Here is a 14969-nt window from a genome sequence, read left to right as displayed (position 1 = left end):
GCCCTTTTCTTTGGCCAAGGCCCGGTCGGGCCTCAGTCCTCGATCACTTCATGCGACCCCGCACGGCCCAGACGCCAGTAACCGGCCACCTTCATCCACTTCGGATTGAACGGCCGAGCGGCCAGCAGCGCCGAACGCATCGACCGCGCCACCGTGGACTCGCAGGCGACCCAGACATAGGCGTCAGCCGGATCGATGCGCCGCGCCGCCGCGACCGCCGCCGCCGTCAGGGCCTCGGCCCGACCGCGCGGCCCGCCCTTGCGGTGCACCCAGACGATCTCGACGTCGGCGGCGCTGGGCAGATCCAGTTCGCCCGCCGCATCATTGACCTCGATGCAGGCGACGGCCCTGGCCCCGGCGGGCAGTTCCTCCAGCCGCCGGGCGATGGCCGGAATGGCCGCCTCGTCGCCGACCAGCAGGTGCTGCGAAAAACTGGTCGGAATCAGGAAGGAGCCACGCGGCCCGCCCAGACCCAGTTCATCCCCGACCCGGGCGTCCTCGGCCCAGGCCGTGGCCGGGCCGCCGTGACCGACCGCGAAGTCGATGGTCAACCGCCGGTTCGCGGCGTCAAAGGCGCGCGGGGTGTAGTCGCGCGCTGTCGGCCTGGGCTCGGCGAAGACCGGTCCGTCCGGCCCCACAGTCGGCAGGACCACCGCCTGACCGCGCGGCGTCGGAAAGATCTTCACGTGGTCGTCGAAGCCCGGGCTGAAGAAGCCCTCCAGCTCATCGCCGGTCAGGACAATGCGCTTCAGCACCGGCGTCAGTTGCTCGACCGCCTCGACGCGGGCGCGGCGGAACTTCAGCTCGTGCCGCACCCGGCGCGGCTGGCGCAGATGGGTCTCGCTCATGCCTGACGCACCTTCTCGGCCGCCGCCTCCAGCAGGTCGGCGATGGCCTCGACCTCGGCCTCGCTCAGCGGCGGCTCCTGGGTCAGGCGCAGATGCGTGGCGTTGCGCAGGGCCTCGATGGCCTGAGCGATGCGGGCGGGCCGATCGGGTCGCCCGCGCAGGGCCTTCATCTTCATCTCGATGTGGGCCAGGGCTTCGGCGTTTTCCGTCAGCAGGCGACGGCCTTCGTCGGTGATGGCATAGCGCTTCTTGCCGCCCTCGGCGGCGACGCTGACCGCCCCCATGTCTTCGAGCAGCGACAGGCTGGGGTAGATGACGCCGGGGCTGGGCGCATAGGTGCCGCCCATGCGGCTCTCGATGCCCTTGATCAGCTCATAGCCGTGGCTCGGCTTGTCGGCGATCATCGACAGCAGCACCCAGCGCAGGGCGCCGTGCTCGAACATGCGTCCGCCGCCGCGTCGCCCGTGGCGCTCGCCGCGCATCCGGCCTTCGCCCTCCGCCCTCGAGCCGCGCCCGCCTTCCGGCCGCATATGACGGCCGTGGCCGCCCCGTCCAAAGCCGTGGCCGAAGTGCATTCCGTGGGCGCCATGACGGCCGCGCCCGAAGCCTTGGCCCGTATTTTCGATCCCCTTGGATCCTCTCATATCGCTCTCTCGTCTTTCACTTAGATATATCGAACTGAAGCAGAGATATATCGATATATCGAAACCGCAAGACCCCTTTCTTCAAAATCGCGAACCTCTAAGCTGGGCTGATGGATACGCTCGACGCCCGCTGGGCCCTGCTGGAACCGCACACGACCGTGGTCGGGCCCGATGACGACCGGCCGCGCCCGGCGGTGTTGCTGTTCCACGGCTGCGGCGGCCTGCGCGACCACCTGCCCCGCTACGCCGAGGCGGCCAAGGCGGCGGGCTGGCGCGCCTTCATCGTCGATTCCTACGGGCCGAGGGGCTGGAACCGGGCCTTCACCCTGACCACGGTCTGCACCGGCCTGGTGCTGCGCGGCTATGAGCGGGCGGGCGATCTGCTGGCCGCCATCAAGGGGATTTCACAACGGCCCGACGTCGATCCCGCCATGCTGTCGCTGGCGGGCTGGAGCCACGGCGGCTGGTCGATCATGGAGATGATGAGCGAAGACCCGCAACCGGGCCGCCTCGGCGTGGCCGATCCCGGCGACTGCGACCTGTCGGGGGTCAAGGCCGTCTGGCTGGCCTACCCCTATGTCGGCTTCTGGGCCTTCAACCGGATGAAGCCGTGGCGGCACTGTCCGCGCGTTTTGGCCATGACGGCCAAACGCGACCACCTGACCACGGTCTCTAACGCCGAACGGGTCAACGCCATGATCCGCGACTGCGGCTCCGAGGTCGAAAGCTGGGTCGCCGACGGCACCCACGCCTTCGACGAGCCGACCAGCAACGGCCCGATGCGCCACCACCCCGAGCTGACGCTGGAGGCCCTGCGCCGCTTCACCGCCTTCCTCAAGGACGTGGCGCCCGACGCTTGAAAACAAATTCCGCCGCCTGTCTTGACGCCGGACGTATCACGTAACAATTGAAGTTACATGAAACGCGACTCCCGCCTGTCCAACATCCTCCACGCCCTGCTGCACATGGCCGAGCATGAGCAGCGTCATGGCCAACCCATGACCTCGGACATGCTGGCCGCCTGCCTGTCGACCAATCCCGTCGTCGTCCGCCGCACCATGGCGGGCCTGCGCGACCAGGGGCTGGTCGTCTCGGAAAAGGGACATGGCGGCGGCTGGCGGCTGGCCCGCCCGCTGGACGGCGTCACCCTGGGTCAGGTCCACGCCGCGCTCGGCGAACCCGGCCTGCTGCCCGAAACCCCGCCGGTCGAGGCCGAGGGCTGCCTGATCGAGGCCGCCGTCAACGAGGCCCTGTCCGACACCTACGCGGCCGCGCGCGCCCTGCTGGCCGCCCGGCTGGACTCCATCACCCTGGCCGATCTGGCGGCGGACTTTTCGCGCCGGCTGGCCGCCCACCCCAAGAGAGACCTTCTCCATGCGCACCAGCGAAAATCCGATGCCCCATGACGCCGTCGTCATCGGCGGCTCCTACGCCGGCCTGTCCGCCGCCCTGCAACTGGTGCGGGCGCGCCGCCGGGTTCTGGTCATCGACGACGCCCGGCCGAGAAACCGGTTCGCCGCCCGCGCCCACGGCGTCCTGAGCAACGACGGCCGTCCGGGGACCGAGATCGCCGCCGCCGCCCGCGCCCAGGTCGCGGCCTATCCCACCGCCGCCTTCCGCATGGCCGAGGCGGTGGATGTCGAACGCATCGACGGCGGCTTCGCGGTCGCCTTCGCGGACGGCACGCGCACTAGGGGCCGCCGCCTGATCCTGGCCCACGGGGTCGAGGACGTCCTGCCCGACCTTCCGGGCGTGAAGGAACGCTGGGGCCGAACCGCCCTGCACTGCCCCTGGTGCCACGGCTATGAGATCGGCGGCGGACCGATCGGCGTCCTCGGGCGCGGCGACCATGCGGTCCAGTATGCGATGATCGTCGCCGAATGGGGCCAGGCGGTTCTGTTCATCGACCCGACGCGGCTGGGTGAAGACGACGCCCGCCTGCTGGCCCGCCGCGGCGTCTCGGTCGAGCCCACGCCCCTCGAGCGGCTGGAGGGCGAGGCCCCCACCCTGACCGGCGCGCGGCTGACGGACGGCCGTTTCATCCCCCTGAAGGCCATCTTCGTCGGCGCCCATGTGCGTCAGGCCAACGGCTTCGCCGAAAGCCTGGGCTGCGAGATGACGGACAGCCCCATGGGCCGCATCGTCAAGGTCGACGCCCAGCAGCAGACCAGTCAGCCGGGCGTCTTCGCCGCCGGCGATCTGGCGCGGCCGGCGGGCAATATCACCCTGGCGACGACGGACGGCATGACCGCCGCCCACGCCGCCTTCCGCTCCCTGATCGAGGAGGAGACGGCCTGAGCTTTCAGCCGATGCGGGCCGTGACGGTGATCTCGGACCGCACCGAATGGGCCATGTCGCAGTGCTCGTGCGCGGCGTGGTGCAGGGCGTCCAGTTCAGCCTGATCGGGCTGACGGCCGGTAAAGGTCGTGACGGGCTTGAGGGCCACGCGGGCCAGATAGGACTTGCCCGCCTCGTTCTTGTCCAGCTCGCCCGAGGCCTCGTCCAGATAGCGGTCGACGACCAGACCGGCGTTGGCGGCGAAGGCCAGGAACCACAGCATGTGGCAGCTGGACAGGGAGGCGATCATGGCCTCCTCCGGATCCACGCCCGCCGGGTCCGACATGGGAACCGGCACGCCCGCCGGCGACGAGGACCCCGGCACCACCGCCCCGCCGTCGAAACGCCAGACATGGGCGCGGCTGTACCGCTTGTCGGCGAAGGCCTGATCGCCCCGCGTCCATTCCACCGTCGCGCCGTGACCGCTCATGCCGCCTCTCCTCTAGACCTCGCCCAGCGAACTATAGGTCATGCGCGCCCGCGTCTGAAATCCCAGACCGCGATAGAAGGCGATGGTCGTTTCGTGATCGGCGAAGGCGTGCAGGAAGGCCGCTTCCCCCGTCGCCAAAATCTCGCCGACCACCACGCGCGACAGGGCGGCGGCATAGCCCATGCCGCGATGATCCGGGTGGGTGCAGACCCCGCTCAGCTCGGTGAAGCCGTCGATGCGCAGCCGCCGCCCGGCCATGGCGACCAGTTCGCCGTCTCGCTTGATCCCGACGAAGGGGCCAAGCTCACGCGTCCTGGAGCGGAAGGGGCCGGGTCGTGTCAGGGTCCCCAGCGCCAGCATGGCGGGGGCGTCCGCCTCGCCCAGCACTTCGATCACGTCGTCCAGAGACGCGGTCGGGCCGACCGGCGTAAGCGCCGTGGCCGTCATCTGCACCAGGGCGACCTGGGCGGCGACCGGCACGCCCTCGGGCAGGACCCCGGCCATCGGTCCGTCCTCGCGTTCGACCAGTCCCGCGCCGGGGTAGCGTCGCGCTAGGACGCCGAGCGCCTCGCGGCTGGCCGCGCTGTCGTCCGCCGCCGCCAGAAATACGCCGACCTCGGGATCGAGGCGCACCGCGTCCGGCCCGGAATCGGGCGTCGTGAACCGCGACAGGCGGGTCGTCAGGGCGTTGTAAACGGCGCGATCAAGAGGATGGGTCATGGCCGCTGATCTAGGCGCGAAGGCCCCGCCGCGAAACCCGCCGCGAGGCCGTCACGTCCGAAAACGGCTGGTCAGCCCTGCCAGAAGCCGACGATCTTCTTGACCTCGTCCACCACCGGCTGCGCGACCTCGCGGGCGCGTTCGGCGCCCACGGCCAGGGCGCGGTCGATCTCGGCCGGATCGGCCATCAGGCGGCGCATCTCGGCCGTGACCGGGGCCATCGACGTCACCGCCAGCTCGGCCAGCTTCGGCTTGAACGCGCCGAAGCCCTGACCGCCGAACTCGGCCAGAACGGCCTCGCGGGTCGTGTCCGACAGGGCGGCGTAGATGGCCACCAGGTTCTTGGCCTCGGGCCGACCGTCCAGACCCTCGACGGTGTCGGGCAGGACATCCATGTCCGACTTGGCCTTCTTGATCTTGGCGGCGATGGTGTCGGCGTCGTCGGTCAGGTTGATGCGCGACAGGTCCGACGGGTCGGACTTGCTCATCTTGGCCGAACCGTCGCGCAGGCTCATGACGCGCGTGCCCGGTCCCTGGATCAGGGGTTCCGGCTGCGGGAAGAAACCGGGCACGCCGAAGTCGTTGTTGAACTTGGCGGCGATGTCGCGGGTCAGTTCCAGATGCTGCTTCTGGTCCTCGCCGACCGGCACCTCGGTCGCCTTGTAGAGCAGGATGTCCGCCGCCTGCAGCACCGGATAGGTGTAGAGGCCGACGCTGGAGCGTTCCTTGTGCTTGCCCGACTTCTCCTTGAACTGGGTCATCCGGTCCAGCCAGCCGAGGCGGGCGACGCAGTTGAAGATCCAGGCCAGTTCGGCATGGGCCGGCACCGCCGACTGCGGGAAGATGGTGGCCTTGGCCGGGTCCAGACCCGCCGCCAGATAGGCCGCCGCGATCTCGCGCGTCTGGGCCGTCAGCTTCTCGGGCTCCTGCCAGACGGTGATGGCGTGCATGTCGGCGACGAAGACGAACAGGGGCGCGCCCGTGTCCTGAAGTTCGGTGAAGCGCTTCAGGGCGCCCAGATAGTTGCCCAGGTGCAGGGCGCCGGAGGCCTGAATACCGGACAGGATGCGGCGCGGACCGGTGTAGGGGGCCGGGGTCTGGTCAGTCATGGGAGGGTTCTCGGAACTCGAAGAGGCTGGATTCGGCGCACGCGCAGGCGTGCGGGGTCGTGCGGTGAACAGTCAGCCGCGCCATCGCCGGGCGACGAAGATGTGTCCCGAATGAGCCATGCCTTCGCGCTTATCGCCTCAAGGCGCGAAGGGCAAGGCGAGAGCGGCCCGCCGCAGCCGTTGACCATGCTGGACGATCTCGCATAGCGTCGATCCATGAAGAATGCTCCCGCCTACGCCGCACTGATCCTCGCGACGGCCGTCATCAGTGGCTGCGCGACGCGGCCGCCCGCGGCCCAGAAGCCCTATATAGTCCAGTTGTCCGTCAGCTACAGTGAGGCCGCTTGCGACTGGAGCCTGATGCAGGACGCGAACATCAGGCCAACGGGCAGCGGTCCCTTGGGCGGCGCCTGGTGGCCGCATGTTGTGCCGGTAGCCCGAAAATCCTGGCGCACTCGAGAGGCTCCTCTGCTGGCCTTCGGCGCAACCGCAGGGTCGTTGATATTCAAAGCAGGCGAGACTGTCTGCCTCCCGCTCTACAAGCGCGCCGTAGTGAGGCAGGAAGGCGTCCTCCCGCCGGTTCTCGGCCTCTCATTGACACCCGATGGTGCGCACACTCGCGTACTCGGCCAGAGCTTCCACCCTGGCCTGGCGGGGGCGAGCATCATGATCCACCCATACAAGCCCCGAGGCGACTTCCCGCCCCAGAGGCTGGATCTCCAGTTCCACGACGGCCAAGCCGAGGGGCAGCTCCCGCCCCTTCCGCTCGGTCAACCAGCGCTGATCACAGTCGTCGCCACGATGGCCGATGGCGAGACTCAAACGGACAGGGCTGTGGACGTGCTCGTGCAGGGAGGCCTTCAGGCGAACTCCATCGAGCGCGAGGGATCACGCCTCGTCGCCCGGCCATGGTGACCGTCCAGTTCATAAGGACCCGACCGACGCCTTGGTCCAGATAAGGTGGCGGGACTTGGGGCATGGTGGTTGACCGATCATCGCACAACCAAATATCATCGGTTGATGAGCCATACTCATACTTGCATCGGTCTAGTCTTCACGACGGCCTTATTGGCGAGTTGCGCGACGCGGCCGCCCGCGGCCGAGAAGCCCTACCTGGTGCAACTCTCCGCCAGCCCAAGCGATGGCGCTTGTGACTGGAGCATCCTGCAGGACGTCAACGAACCACCGATCGGCGGCTATCTGTCGCTCGGCTCCGTCGAATGGCCGCGCGTAGTTCCCGCCGCTGCGGCCGGGTGGCGGCGCATGGGCAACGCACCGCTTCAGGCCTTTGGCGCCAGGACCGGATTTCAGTGGTCGGGCAGGGAGAGGTCCATCTGCCTGCCGCTCTACAAGCGCACATCGATTCGGCAGGAAGGCGTCCCGCCCATCCTGACTCTGGAACTGAGGCCCGAGGGTGCCGAAACCCGCGCCCTCGCCCAGACTTCGAACCCAGCACTGGCGAAAGCAACGGTCTTGATCCAGCCGCGGGTTGGAAGCGACGTCGCGCCCCGCCGTCTCGACCTCAGTTTCCGTGACGGACACGCCGAAGGGAGCTTCCGGACGCCTCCCAATGGACAGCGGCTGCACGCCACAGTCGTAGCGACTGAGACCGGCGGGGACGCCCAGACCGAGCGCGCTCTGGGGTTAATGTCCTCATCCGAGAACGGAGGAGTTCACATCGTCCGCGAGGGATCACGCCTCGTCGCTCGGCCCTCGTGGCCGGTGGCAGGGAGGCGGTCGTCGCAACCGCGCTGACCGCCCGGCCCCTCGACTAGCGGCCCTTGCGGATCAGGCCCTTGATCTCGGCGACCGTGACCGCGCGGGTCATGAAGGCCAGGACCACATAGGTCAGACCGCCCGCCGCCACGACGGCCAGCAGGGTCAGCTCCTTGGCGCCGTGATCCGAGCCGATCGCGCCCAGCAGGGCCTCGATCGGGCCCTGCAGCATAGGCCGCGCCCAGGAGGCGAGGCCGACGACGACGCCCAGGCCGATGCTGGCCAGAAGAATGCGCGCCAGCCGCGAGGCCGCCGCCGGGCTGGGCCGGTAATGACCGTGCCGCCACAGGGTCGCGCCGAGCAGGAGGGCGTTGGTCCAGGCCGCCGCGCTGACCGCCGCGGCGATGCCGGAAATCCCCATGCCCAGGTTGAACAGGCCGATGGCCAGGGCGGCGTTGACCGCCACCGAGACCAGGGCGAAGGCCATGGGCCGACGCGTGTCGCCGCGCGCGAAGAAGGCCGGGGCCAGGATGCGGATCAGGACGAAGGCGGGCACGCCCCAGCCGAACTGGAACAGGGCCTGGGCCGTGTTGACGGCGTCGACCTGCAGGAAGGCGCCGCGCGTGAACAGGGCGTCGATCAGGAAGTAGGGCATGGCCATCAGGGCCGCCGCCGCCGGCAGGGTCAGGGCCATGGACAGGGCCAGGGCCTCGTCCATCGAGGCCTGCTGCTGGCCGTGATCCTGAGACGCCACCGCCGCCGACAGACGCGGCAGCAGGGCGATGCCGATGGCCACGCCGACGAGGCCGAGCGGCAGCTGATACAGGCGGTCCGCCGTGGCCAGCCAGGTCCGCCCGCCGGCGACGAAGCTGGACAGGTTGCCCGAGATGAAGACGTTGATCTGGGTCGCCGAGTTGCCGATGGCGGCGGGGACGGCGGTGATGATGATGGCCTTCACCGCCGGGGTCAGCTTCGGCAGGGTCAGACGGATGTTGGCCCCGGCCTTCCGCGCCGCCCACCAGCACAGGCCCGCCTGGGCCACGCCCGCCACGGCCACACCCCAGGAGGCGGCGTAGGCGGCCTCGATCTGATCCCCCTTCACCGGCCAGACGGCGGCCAGCATGATCAGGTTCAGCAGGATGGGATAGGCGCCCGAGACGATGAAACGCCCGCGCGCGTTCAGCACGCCGCTGAGCAGCGAGGCGATGGCCATGCAGGGCAGGTAGGGCATGGTGATCTGGGTCAGGATCACCGCCAGCTTGAAGCGCGCTGGATCGTCGAGGAAGCCGATGTTGATGACCGTCATCAGCCACGGCATCGTCAGCTGGGCCACGATGGTCAGGACCACGGTGACGGCGGCCACGGCGGCCAGGGCGTCGGTGGCGACCTGATCGGCTGTGGCCTCGCCCTCGGTCTTCAGCGTCTTGGCGTAGGCCGGCACGAAGGCGGCGGCGAAGGCCCCCTCGGCGAAGATGCGGCGGAACAGGTTGGGGAAGTTCAGGGCGGTGTTGTAGGCGTCGGCCGCCGGTCCCGCCGAGGCCCCCAGGGCCGCCGATATGACCACGTCGCGCGCAAACCCGGCCAGACGGCTGAGCAGGGTCATGGCGCTGAAGATGGCCGAGGAGCGCATGACGCCGCCCCCCTTCACCGTCGTCGAGGCGGCGGGCGGTTGAACGACAGGCTCCACCGTGGCGTTGGCCGCCGAGATCGGCGCGGCCGGTTCGATGGGATCGGTCTTGTCGTTCACGGCTGGTCTCTATGCTCGCCCGACAAACGCCTTAGCGCGCCCGCGACCCGCTGGATACGGGCTTGCGTCCGATCTCGCCCTCCAGATCGGAGACGTCGCGCACGCTGGCCCGCACTGGCGTGATGCGCCGCCCCGCCGGACCTTGCGGCGCCCGGTCCAGAACCTCCAGCAGGCCGGCCTTCAAGCCCTCCAGCCGCCCCGCGTCGGTCGGCTTCGCCCCGTCGGCGTCGGTGATGTAGAAGCCGTCCACCGCTCGCTCGCCGAAGCTGGCGATATGGGCCGACCGGGTCGAGTAGCCATGGGCCGAAATGGTCCGCGCCAGGTCGGCCAGCAGGCCGGGCCTGTCGGCCCCCGAGACCTCGACCACCACGGCGCTGGTCCCGGCCTCCATGTCGATGCGCACCACCGGGCGGACCTCGAACACGGCGCGACGGGCGCTGACCCGCGGCGTCTCGACCGCCGAGGCCCGCGCCCCCTTCTGCGCCGCCCGCTCCAGCGCCTTGACCAGGATGGCCAGACGACGCGGCTCGCGCCGGCCATAGGCCTCGCCCGCCCCATCCTGGATTTCGAAGACGTCCAGCGCCGTGCCGTCCTCGGCGGTGGCCAGACGCGCCCCGACCACGTCGGCCCCGGCCAACGCCAAAGTCGCAGCCAGATCGGCGAACAGGCCGGGCCGGTCCAGCGCCGCCACCGCCACGCGGGCGGTGGATTCCAGCGCCGTTTCGGGCGGCAGGGCCTCGACCGCCGCGCCTTCGCGCCGCGCCCGCTCGACCAGGGCCGGGTGGTCGATCAGCGGGTCTTCGCGCGTCACGGCGTCGCCGCGGAACAGGGCCTCGGTCGCCTCGAACAGGGCGCGCATCAGCTGCCCCTTCCAGCCGTTCCACACGCCCGGCCCCACGGCGCGGATGTCGGCCACGGTCAGGACCATCAGCATCCGCAGACGCTCGGGGTCGCCCACGGCCTCGGCGAAGGCCCGCACGGTCGAGGGGTCGGAGACGTCGCGTTTTTGCGCATAGTCGCTCATCAGCAGGTGATGGCGCACCAGCCAGACCACCAGCTCGATCCGGCGCGGGTCGACGCCCAACCGCTCGCAGGCCCGACGCGCGGCGATGGCGCCGTCCTCCAGCTGTCCCCGATCGCCGCCCTTGCCCACGTCGTGCAGCAGCATGGCCAGCATCAGGGCCTCGATGTCGGCGATGCGGTGGATGATGGCGGTCGAGGCCGGGTGATCGGCCTCCAGCTTGCCGCGCGCGATGTCGTTGATGACCCCGACCGCCTGAAGCGTGTGCTCGTCCACCGTATAGGCGTGGTACATGTTGAACTGGGTCTGGCCGACGATCCGCCCCCATTCGGGCAGGAACCGCCCCAGCAGGCCCGTCTCGTTCATGATCGACAGGACGCGATAGGGCCTCTGCCCATGCGCCAGCACCGTCAGGAAGGCCTCGGCCGCGCGCGGGTCGCGCCGCAGCGCCGGGGTCACCAGAGGCAGGGCGCGGATCACGGCGGCGAAGGCGTCGGGGTGCAGATCCAGATCCAGCCGGTCGGCCTCGACGAACAGCAGCAGCAGCCGCACCGGGTCGTGGGCGAAGACCGAGCCGCCGGTCACTGTCAGCCGCCCGCCCTCGATCGCCAGCCCGTCGAAGGCCAGCCTGGCCCGTCGTCGCGGGATCAGCCGCGACAAACCGCGCGCCAGGCCTTGCGCCTTCTTCTGCTGGCGCGCCTCCAGCTGGGCCGAGACGGCGCGGGTCAGGGCCCCGACCTCGCGCGCCACCTGGAAGTAGCGGCGCATGAAGCGCTCGACCGCCAGCTCGTCGCCACGCCCGCGCCAGCCCATGCGGCGGGCGATCTCAGGCTGGAAGTCGAAGGTCAGCTTCTCTTCGGCACGGCCCGCCGCCAGATGCAGATGGATGCGCACGCTCCACAGGAAGCCGATGGCCTCGCGGAAGCTGCGCAGCTCGCGCGCGCTCAACAGGCCCTCCAGCGCCGCCTGTCCCCGCTCGCTGTCCGGCGCCAGCGACCGGGCGATCCAGAACAGGGTGTTCAGGTCCCGCAAGCCCCCCTTGCCGTCCTTGACGTTGGGCTCGACGCGATAGCGCACCGCCCCGGTCTTCTGCAGGCGGACGTCGCGCTCCTCCATCTTGGCGGCGATGAAGGGGCGGGGATCGGCCTTGGCGACTTCGGCGCGAAACCGCCGCAGCAGGTTGGCGCCGAGAGCGGCGTCCCCCGCCAGCACCCTGGCTTCCAGCAGGGTGGTGCGCACCGTCATGTCGCTGCGGGCCAGGTCCAGGGTCTCGCCGACCGAACGCGAGGCCGAACCGACCTTCAGCCCCAGATCCCACAGGACATAGTGGACAAACTCGATCACCGCCTCGGCGCGAGCGCCGGCTATCTGGCCGGGCCGCAGGAACAGCAGGTCGAGATCGGAAAAGGGCGCCAGGACGCCCCGCCCATAGCCGCCGACCGCCAGCAGGCTGAGGCGATCCTGCGGCGCCGGATGCAGGACCTCGGTCGCCGTCCGCCACAGGCTGGTCAGCATGACATCGGCGGCGGCGGCGTAGAGGCGCGCCGCCTCGGCCCCGTCGATCCCGCCTTCCAGCCGCCGGGCGACGCGGGCGCGGTCAATGGCGAAACTCTCGCGAAGAACGGCGGTGACGGCGGCGCGGGCGTCGGGCGCCGAGGCGGCCTGAACCAGACGCGGATCGAGGGCCGCCGCGCCGGTCACGAGCGCGACAACCCCTTCAGCCGATACAGCGCCTCCAGCGCCTCGCGCGGCGACAGCTCATCCGGGTCGATCCCAGCCATGGCGTCGTCCAGCGCCGAGTTCATCGGCGCCGGCGCAGGCTCGGCCACGGCGGCGAACAGGGGCAGGTCGTCCAGACGCGCCGCCGCCGCCTTTTCGCTCTCCAGCCGCTCCAGCACCTCGCGGGCGCGACCGACCACGGCCGTCGGCACCCCGGCCAGCTTGGCCACCTGCACGCCGTAGGAGCGGTCCGCCGCGCCGGGCACCGCCTCGTGCAGGAAGACCAGGTCGCCGTTCCATTCGCGCGCCTTCATCGACAGGTTGCAGACGTGGTCCAGCCTTTCCTCCAGCTGGGCCAGCTCGTGATAGTGGGTGGCGAACAGGGTCCGCGCGCGATTGGTCTCGTGCAGGGCCTCGGCCGTGGCCCAGGCGATGGCCAGGCCGTCATAGGTGGCGGTGCCGCGTCCGATCTCGTCCAGCACGACAAAGCTGTGCGGCGTGGCCTGGGTCAGGATGGCGGCGGTCTCGACCATCTCCATCATGAAGGTGGAGCGGCCGCGGGCCAGATCGTCGCCAGCCCCCACACGGCTGAACAGACGGTCCACCACCCCCAGCCGCATGGCGCGCGCGGGCACGAAGGCCCCAGCCTGGGCCAGCACCACCAGCAGGGCGTTCTGGCGCAGGAAGGTCGACTTACCGGCCATGTTGGGGCCGGTGACGATCGACAGGCGCGAGGCTCCGGCGCCGTCGCCGGCCAGGCGGCAGTTGTTGGGCGTATAGGGGTCGCCCTGGGCCGTCACCGCCGCCTCGACCACCGGGTGGCGCCCCGCCTCGACGTCGAAGCAGAGGCTGTCGTCGACCACGGGGCGGACGGCGCCGACCTCTTCGGCCCATTCGGCCAGGGCCGCATGGGCGTCCAGTTCGGCCAGGGCCTCGGCCACGCCCTGCAGCGGTCCGGCCAGACGGGCGACCTCGCGCCGCCAGGCTTCGAAGGTCTCGCCCTCCATGGCCAGGGCCCGATGCCCGGCCTGGCTGATCCTGGCGTCCAGCTCGGACAGTTCGACCGTGGTGAAGCGGACCTGATTGGCCAGGGTCTGGCGGTGGATGAAGGGGCTGTCGGGCCCCGCGCGCAGCAGGTTCTCGGCGGCCTTGGCCGAGGCCTCGAGGAAGTAGCCCAGGACGGCGTTGTGGCGCACCTTGAAGGCCACGCCGCTCTCGGCCACGGCGCGGGCCTCAAGGTCCGCGACCACGCGGCGGCTGTCGTCGCGCAGGGTGCGGGCGGCGTCCAGTTCGGGGCGGTGGCCGGGGTTCACAAAGCCGCCGTCGCGCGCCAGATGCGGCGGCTCCCCCATCAGGCCGTCGACCAGATCGGCCAGCAGGTGCGACAACTCTCCGCCCAGCGTCAGCCGGTCGAGGCAGGCCAGAACCCGCGCGGGCGGCCCGGCCAGAGGATCGCGCGTCGCGGCGGCGAACAGGCCGGCCAAGCCTTGCGCCGTCGTCAGGCCCGAGCGGATGGCCGCCAGATCGCGCGGTCCGCCGCGGCCGAGGGCCAGACGCGAGGTGGCCCGCGCCACGTCGGCCGAGGACCGCAGCCCGTCGCGCAGATCGCGCCGCAGGTCGCGCCGCTCCAGCAGCCATTCCACCGCGTCCAGCCCGGCGTTGATCGCCGCCGGGTCGCGCAGGGGCCGCGAAATGCGTTCCGCCAGGGCCCGCGCCCCGCCCGAGGTGACGCTGCGGTCGATGCAGTGCAGCAGGGAGCCGTCGCGTTCGCCCCTCTGGGTGCGGTCGATCTCGAGGCTGAGGCGCGTCGCCGGATCGATGGCCAGAAAACCGCTCTCGCCCGAGCGGCGCGGCGGGGCCAGGGCCGGGATCTTGCCGGCCTGGGTCGTCTCCAGATAGGCGGCGATCAGGCCGAGCGCCGAAACCTCGGCCTCCTCGAAGGCCCCGAAACCGTCGAGCGCCGAGACGCCATAGAGCCGCTGCACCCGGTCGCGCGCGCCGACCGGCTCGGCCAGGGCCTGGGGCATGGCCTGAACCACCCCGCCGGAGCCGTCCAGCGCCCCCTTCAAGCCGTCGTCAGAAAACAGGCGGTCGGGGACCAGCACTTCGGACGGCCGGAAGGCCGCCAGCGCCGCGCCCAGATCGCTCAGGTCGCAGGCCACCGAGTCCACCGCCCCGGCGGACAGCTCGACGACGGCCACCGCCGCGCGCCCCTTGCGGATCGCCACGGCGGCCAAACGGTTGGCGCCGCGCGCATCCAGCAGGCTGTCCTCGGTCAGGGTGCCCGGCGTCACCACCCGCACCACGCCGCGATGCACCACCGCCTTGGAGCCCCGCTTCTTGGCCTCGGCCGGGTTCTCCAGCTGCTCGCAGATGGCCACCTTGAAACCCATGCGGATCAGCCGCGCCAGATAGCCGTCCATGGCGTGAACCGGCACCCCGGCCATGGGGATGTCCTCGCCCTGATGCTTGCCGCGCTTGGTCAGGGTGATGCCCAGGGCCGCCGCCGCCTTGACCGCATCGTCAAAGAACAGCTCGTAGAAGTCGCCCATGCGGAAGAAGAGGATGGCGTCCGGCTGATCGGCCTTGGCCGCCAGGAATTGCGCCATGACCGGGGTGGTTCCGGCGTCGGGCTTCAGATCGACTTGCGGGGGATGGGACAGGGGCGCGTTCATACG

At 70.5% G+C, this 14969-nt stretch carries 12 protein-coding genes; 4 read left to right on the top strand and 8 right to left on the bottom strand.

Annotated elements, in window-relative coordinates:
- Positions 1 to 32 precede the first annotated feature (32 nt).
- Both B3K53_RS13550 and B3K53_RS13545 read right to left on the bottom strand, forming a co-directional pair.
- Positions 33 to 848, bottom strand: a complete 816-nt coding sequence (locus B3K53_RS13550) for a siderophore-interacting protein (protein WP_292084991.1) — start codon at positions 846 to 848, stop codon at positions 33 to 35.
- On the bottom strand, positions 845 to 1423 hold the full coding sequence (locus B3K53_RS13545) for a PadR family transcriptional regulator (protein WP_292084989.1): 579 nt from the start codon (positions 1421 to 1423) through the stop codon (positions 845 to 847). The genes B3K53_RS13550 and B3K53_RS13545 overlap by 4 nt, the downstream gene beginning before the upstream one ends.
- Before the next feature lie 179 nt (positions 1424 to 1602).
- On the opposite strand from B3K53_RS13545, the gene B3K53_RS13540 reads away from it, so the two are divergent.
- From B3K53_RS13540 to B3K53_RS13530, 3 genes are read left to right on the top strand one after another with little or no spacing between them, the layout of a single operon-like run.
- Positions 1603 to 2352, top strand: a complete 750-nt coding sequence (locus B3K53_RS13540; RefSeq protein WP_292084988.1) for a dienelactone hydrolase family protein — start codon at positions 1603 to 1605, stop codon at positions 2350 to 2352.
- A gap of 57 nt (positions 2353 to 2409) precedes the next feature.
- Positions 2410 to 2898, top strand: a complete 489-nt coding sequence (locus tag B3K53_RS13535; RefSeq protein WP_292084987.1) for an Rrf2 family transcriptional regulator — start codon at positions 2410 to 2412, stop codon at positions 2896 to 2898.
- A complete protein-coding gene (locus B3K53_RS13530) occupies positions 2867 to 3790 on the top strand; it encodes an NAD(P)/FAD-dependent oxidoreductase (RefSeq protein WP_292084984.1) in 924 nt (307 codons plus the stop codon). Before B3K53_RS13535 ends, B3K53_RS13530 begins: the two co-directional genes overlap by 32 nt.
- A gap of 4 nt (positions 3791 to 3794) precedes the next feature.
- On the opposite strand, the gene B3K53_RS13525 is transcribed toward B3K53_RS13530, so the two are convergent.
- The 3 genes from B3K53_RS13525 to trpS form a co-directional block, all read right to left on the bottom strand.
- Complete coding sequence (locus B3K53_RS13525; RefSeq protein ID WP_292084983.1) at positions 3795 to 4259, bottom strand: OsmC family protein; 465 nt, start codon at positions 4257 to 4259, stop codon at positions 3795 to 3797.
- A gap of 12 nt (positions 4260 to 4271) precedes the next feature.
- A complete protein-coding gene (locus tag B3K53_RS13520; RefSeq protein WP_292084982.1) occupies positions 4272 to 4979 on the bottom strand; it encodes a GNAT family N-acetyltransferase in 708 nt (235 codons plus the stop codon).
- A gap of 71 nt (positions 4980 to 5050) precedes the next feature.
- Positions 5051 to 6088, bottom strand: coding sequence for a tryptophan--tRNA ligase (trpS, locus tag B3K53_RS13515; protein WP_292084981.1), 1038 nt, complete (start codon positions 6086 to 6088; stop codon positions 5051 to 5053).
- A gap of 216 nt (positions 6089 to 6304) precedes the next feature.
- Here trpS and B3K53_RS13510 point away from each other — a divergent pair, with 216 nt between their 5' ends.
- Positions 6305 to 7003 (top strand): hypothetical protein, encoded by a 699-nt coding sequence (locus B3K53_RS13510; protein WP_292084980.1) that lies wholly within the window; start codon positions 6305 to 6307, stop codon positions 7001 to 7003.
- 856 nt (positions 7004 to 7859) lie between these two features.
- Here B3K53_RS13510 and murJ read toward each other — a convergent pair.
- From murJ to mutS, 3 genes are read right to left on the bottom strand one after another with little or no spacing between them, the layout of a single operon-like run.
- The gene (gene murJ / locus B3K53_RS13505; RefSeq protein WP_292084979.1) at positions 7860 to 9551 is read right to left on the bottom strand and encodes a murein biosynthesis integral membrane protein MurJ; all 1692 of its coding nucleotides are present in this window, start codon (positions 9549 to 9551) and stop codon (positions 7860 to 7862) included.
- A gap of 31 nt (positions 9552 to 9582) precedes the next feature.
- Positions 9583 to 12273 carry a [protein-PII] uridylyltransferase gene (gene glnD, locus B3K53_RS13500; protein WP_292084978.1) on the bottom strand — a complete coding sequence of 897 codons (2691 nt, stop codon included), beginning with the start codon at positions 12271 to 12273 and terminating at the stop codon, positions 9583 to 9585.
- Positions 12270 to 14966 carry a DNA mismatch repair protein MutS gene (gene mutS / locus B3K53_RS13495; protein WP_292084976.1) on the bottom strand — a complete coding sequence of 899 codons (2697 nt, stop codon included), beginning with the start codon at positions 14964 to 14966 and terminating at the stop codon, positions 12270 to 12272. Before mutS ends, glnD begins: the two co-directional genes overlap by 4 nt.
- Between the last annotated feature and the right edge of the window lie 3 nt (positions 14967 to 14969).

The sequence above is a fragment of the Brevundimonas sp. UBA7506 genome, from assembly GCF_002479495.1.
In the GTDB taxonomy this organism is placed as follows: Bacteria; Pseudomonadota; Alphaproteobacteria; order Caulobacterales; family Caulobacteraceae; genus Brevundimonas.
Note: the sequence above shows the minus strand (reverse complement) of the source record. Positions and strands in the feature narration are given on the sequence as shown.

What these genes read in the sequence shown, in the direction of transcription:
- B3K53_RS13550 (WP_292084991.1), bottom strand. Translation starts at nt 848, where the DNA reads ATGAGCGAGACCCATCTGCGCCAGCCGCGCCGGGTGCGGCACGAGCTG.
- B3K53_RS13545 (WP_292084989.1), bottom strand. Translation starts at nt 1,423, where the DNA reads ATGCACTTCGGCCACGGCTTTGGACGGGGCGGCCACGGCCGTCATATG.
- B3K53_RS13540 (WP_292084988.1), top strand. Translation starts at nt 1,603, where the DNA reads ATGGATACGCTCGACGCCCGCTGGGCCCTGCTGGAACCGCACACGACC.
- B3K53_RS13535 (WP_292084987.1), top strand. Translation starts at nt 2,410, where the DNA reads ATGAAACGCGACTCCCGCCTGTCCAACATCCTCCACGCCCTGCTGCAC.
- B3K53_RS13530 (WP_292084984.1), top strand. Translation starts at nt 2,867, where the DNA reads ATGCGCACCAGCGAAAATCCGATGCCCCATGACGCCGTCGTCATCGGC.
- B3K53_RS13525 (WP_292084983.1), bottom strand. Translation starts at nt 4,259, where the DNA reads ATGAGCGGTCACGGCGCGACGGTGGAATGGACGCGGGGCGATCAGGCC.
- B3K53_RS13520 (WP_292084982.1), bottom strand. Translation starts at nt 4,979, where the DNA reads ATGACCCATCCTCTTGATCGCGCCGTTTACAACGCCCTGACGACCCGC.
- trpS (WP_292084981.1), bottom strand. Translation starts at nt 6,088, where the DNA reads ATGACTGACCAGACCCCGGCCCCCTACACCGGTCCGCGCCGCATCCTG.
- B3K53_RS13510 (WP_292084980.1), top strand. Translation starts at nt 6,305, where the DNA reads ATGAAGAATGCTCCCGCCTACGCCGCACTGATCCTCGCGACGGCCGTC.
- mutS (WP_292084976.1), bottom strand. Translation starts at nt 14,966, where the DNA reads ATGAACGCGCCCCTGTCCCATCCCCCGCAAGTCGATCTGAAGCCCGAC.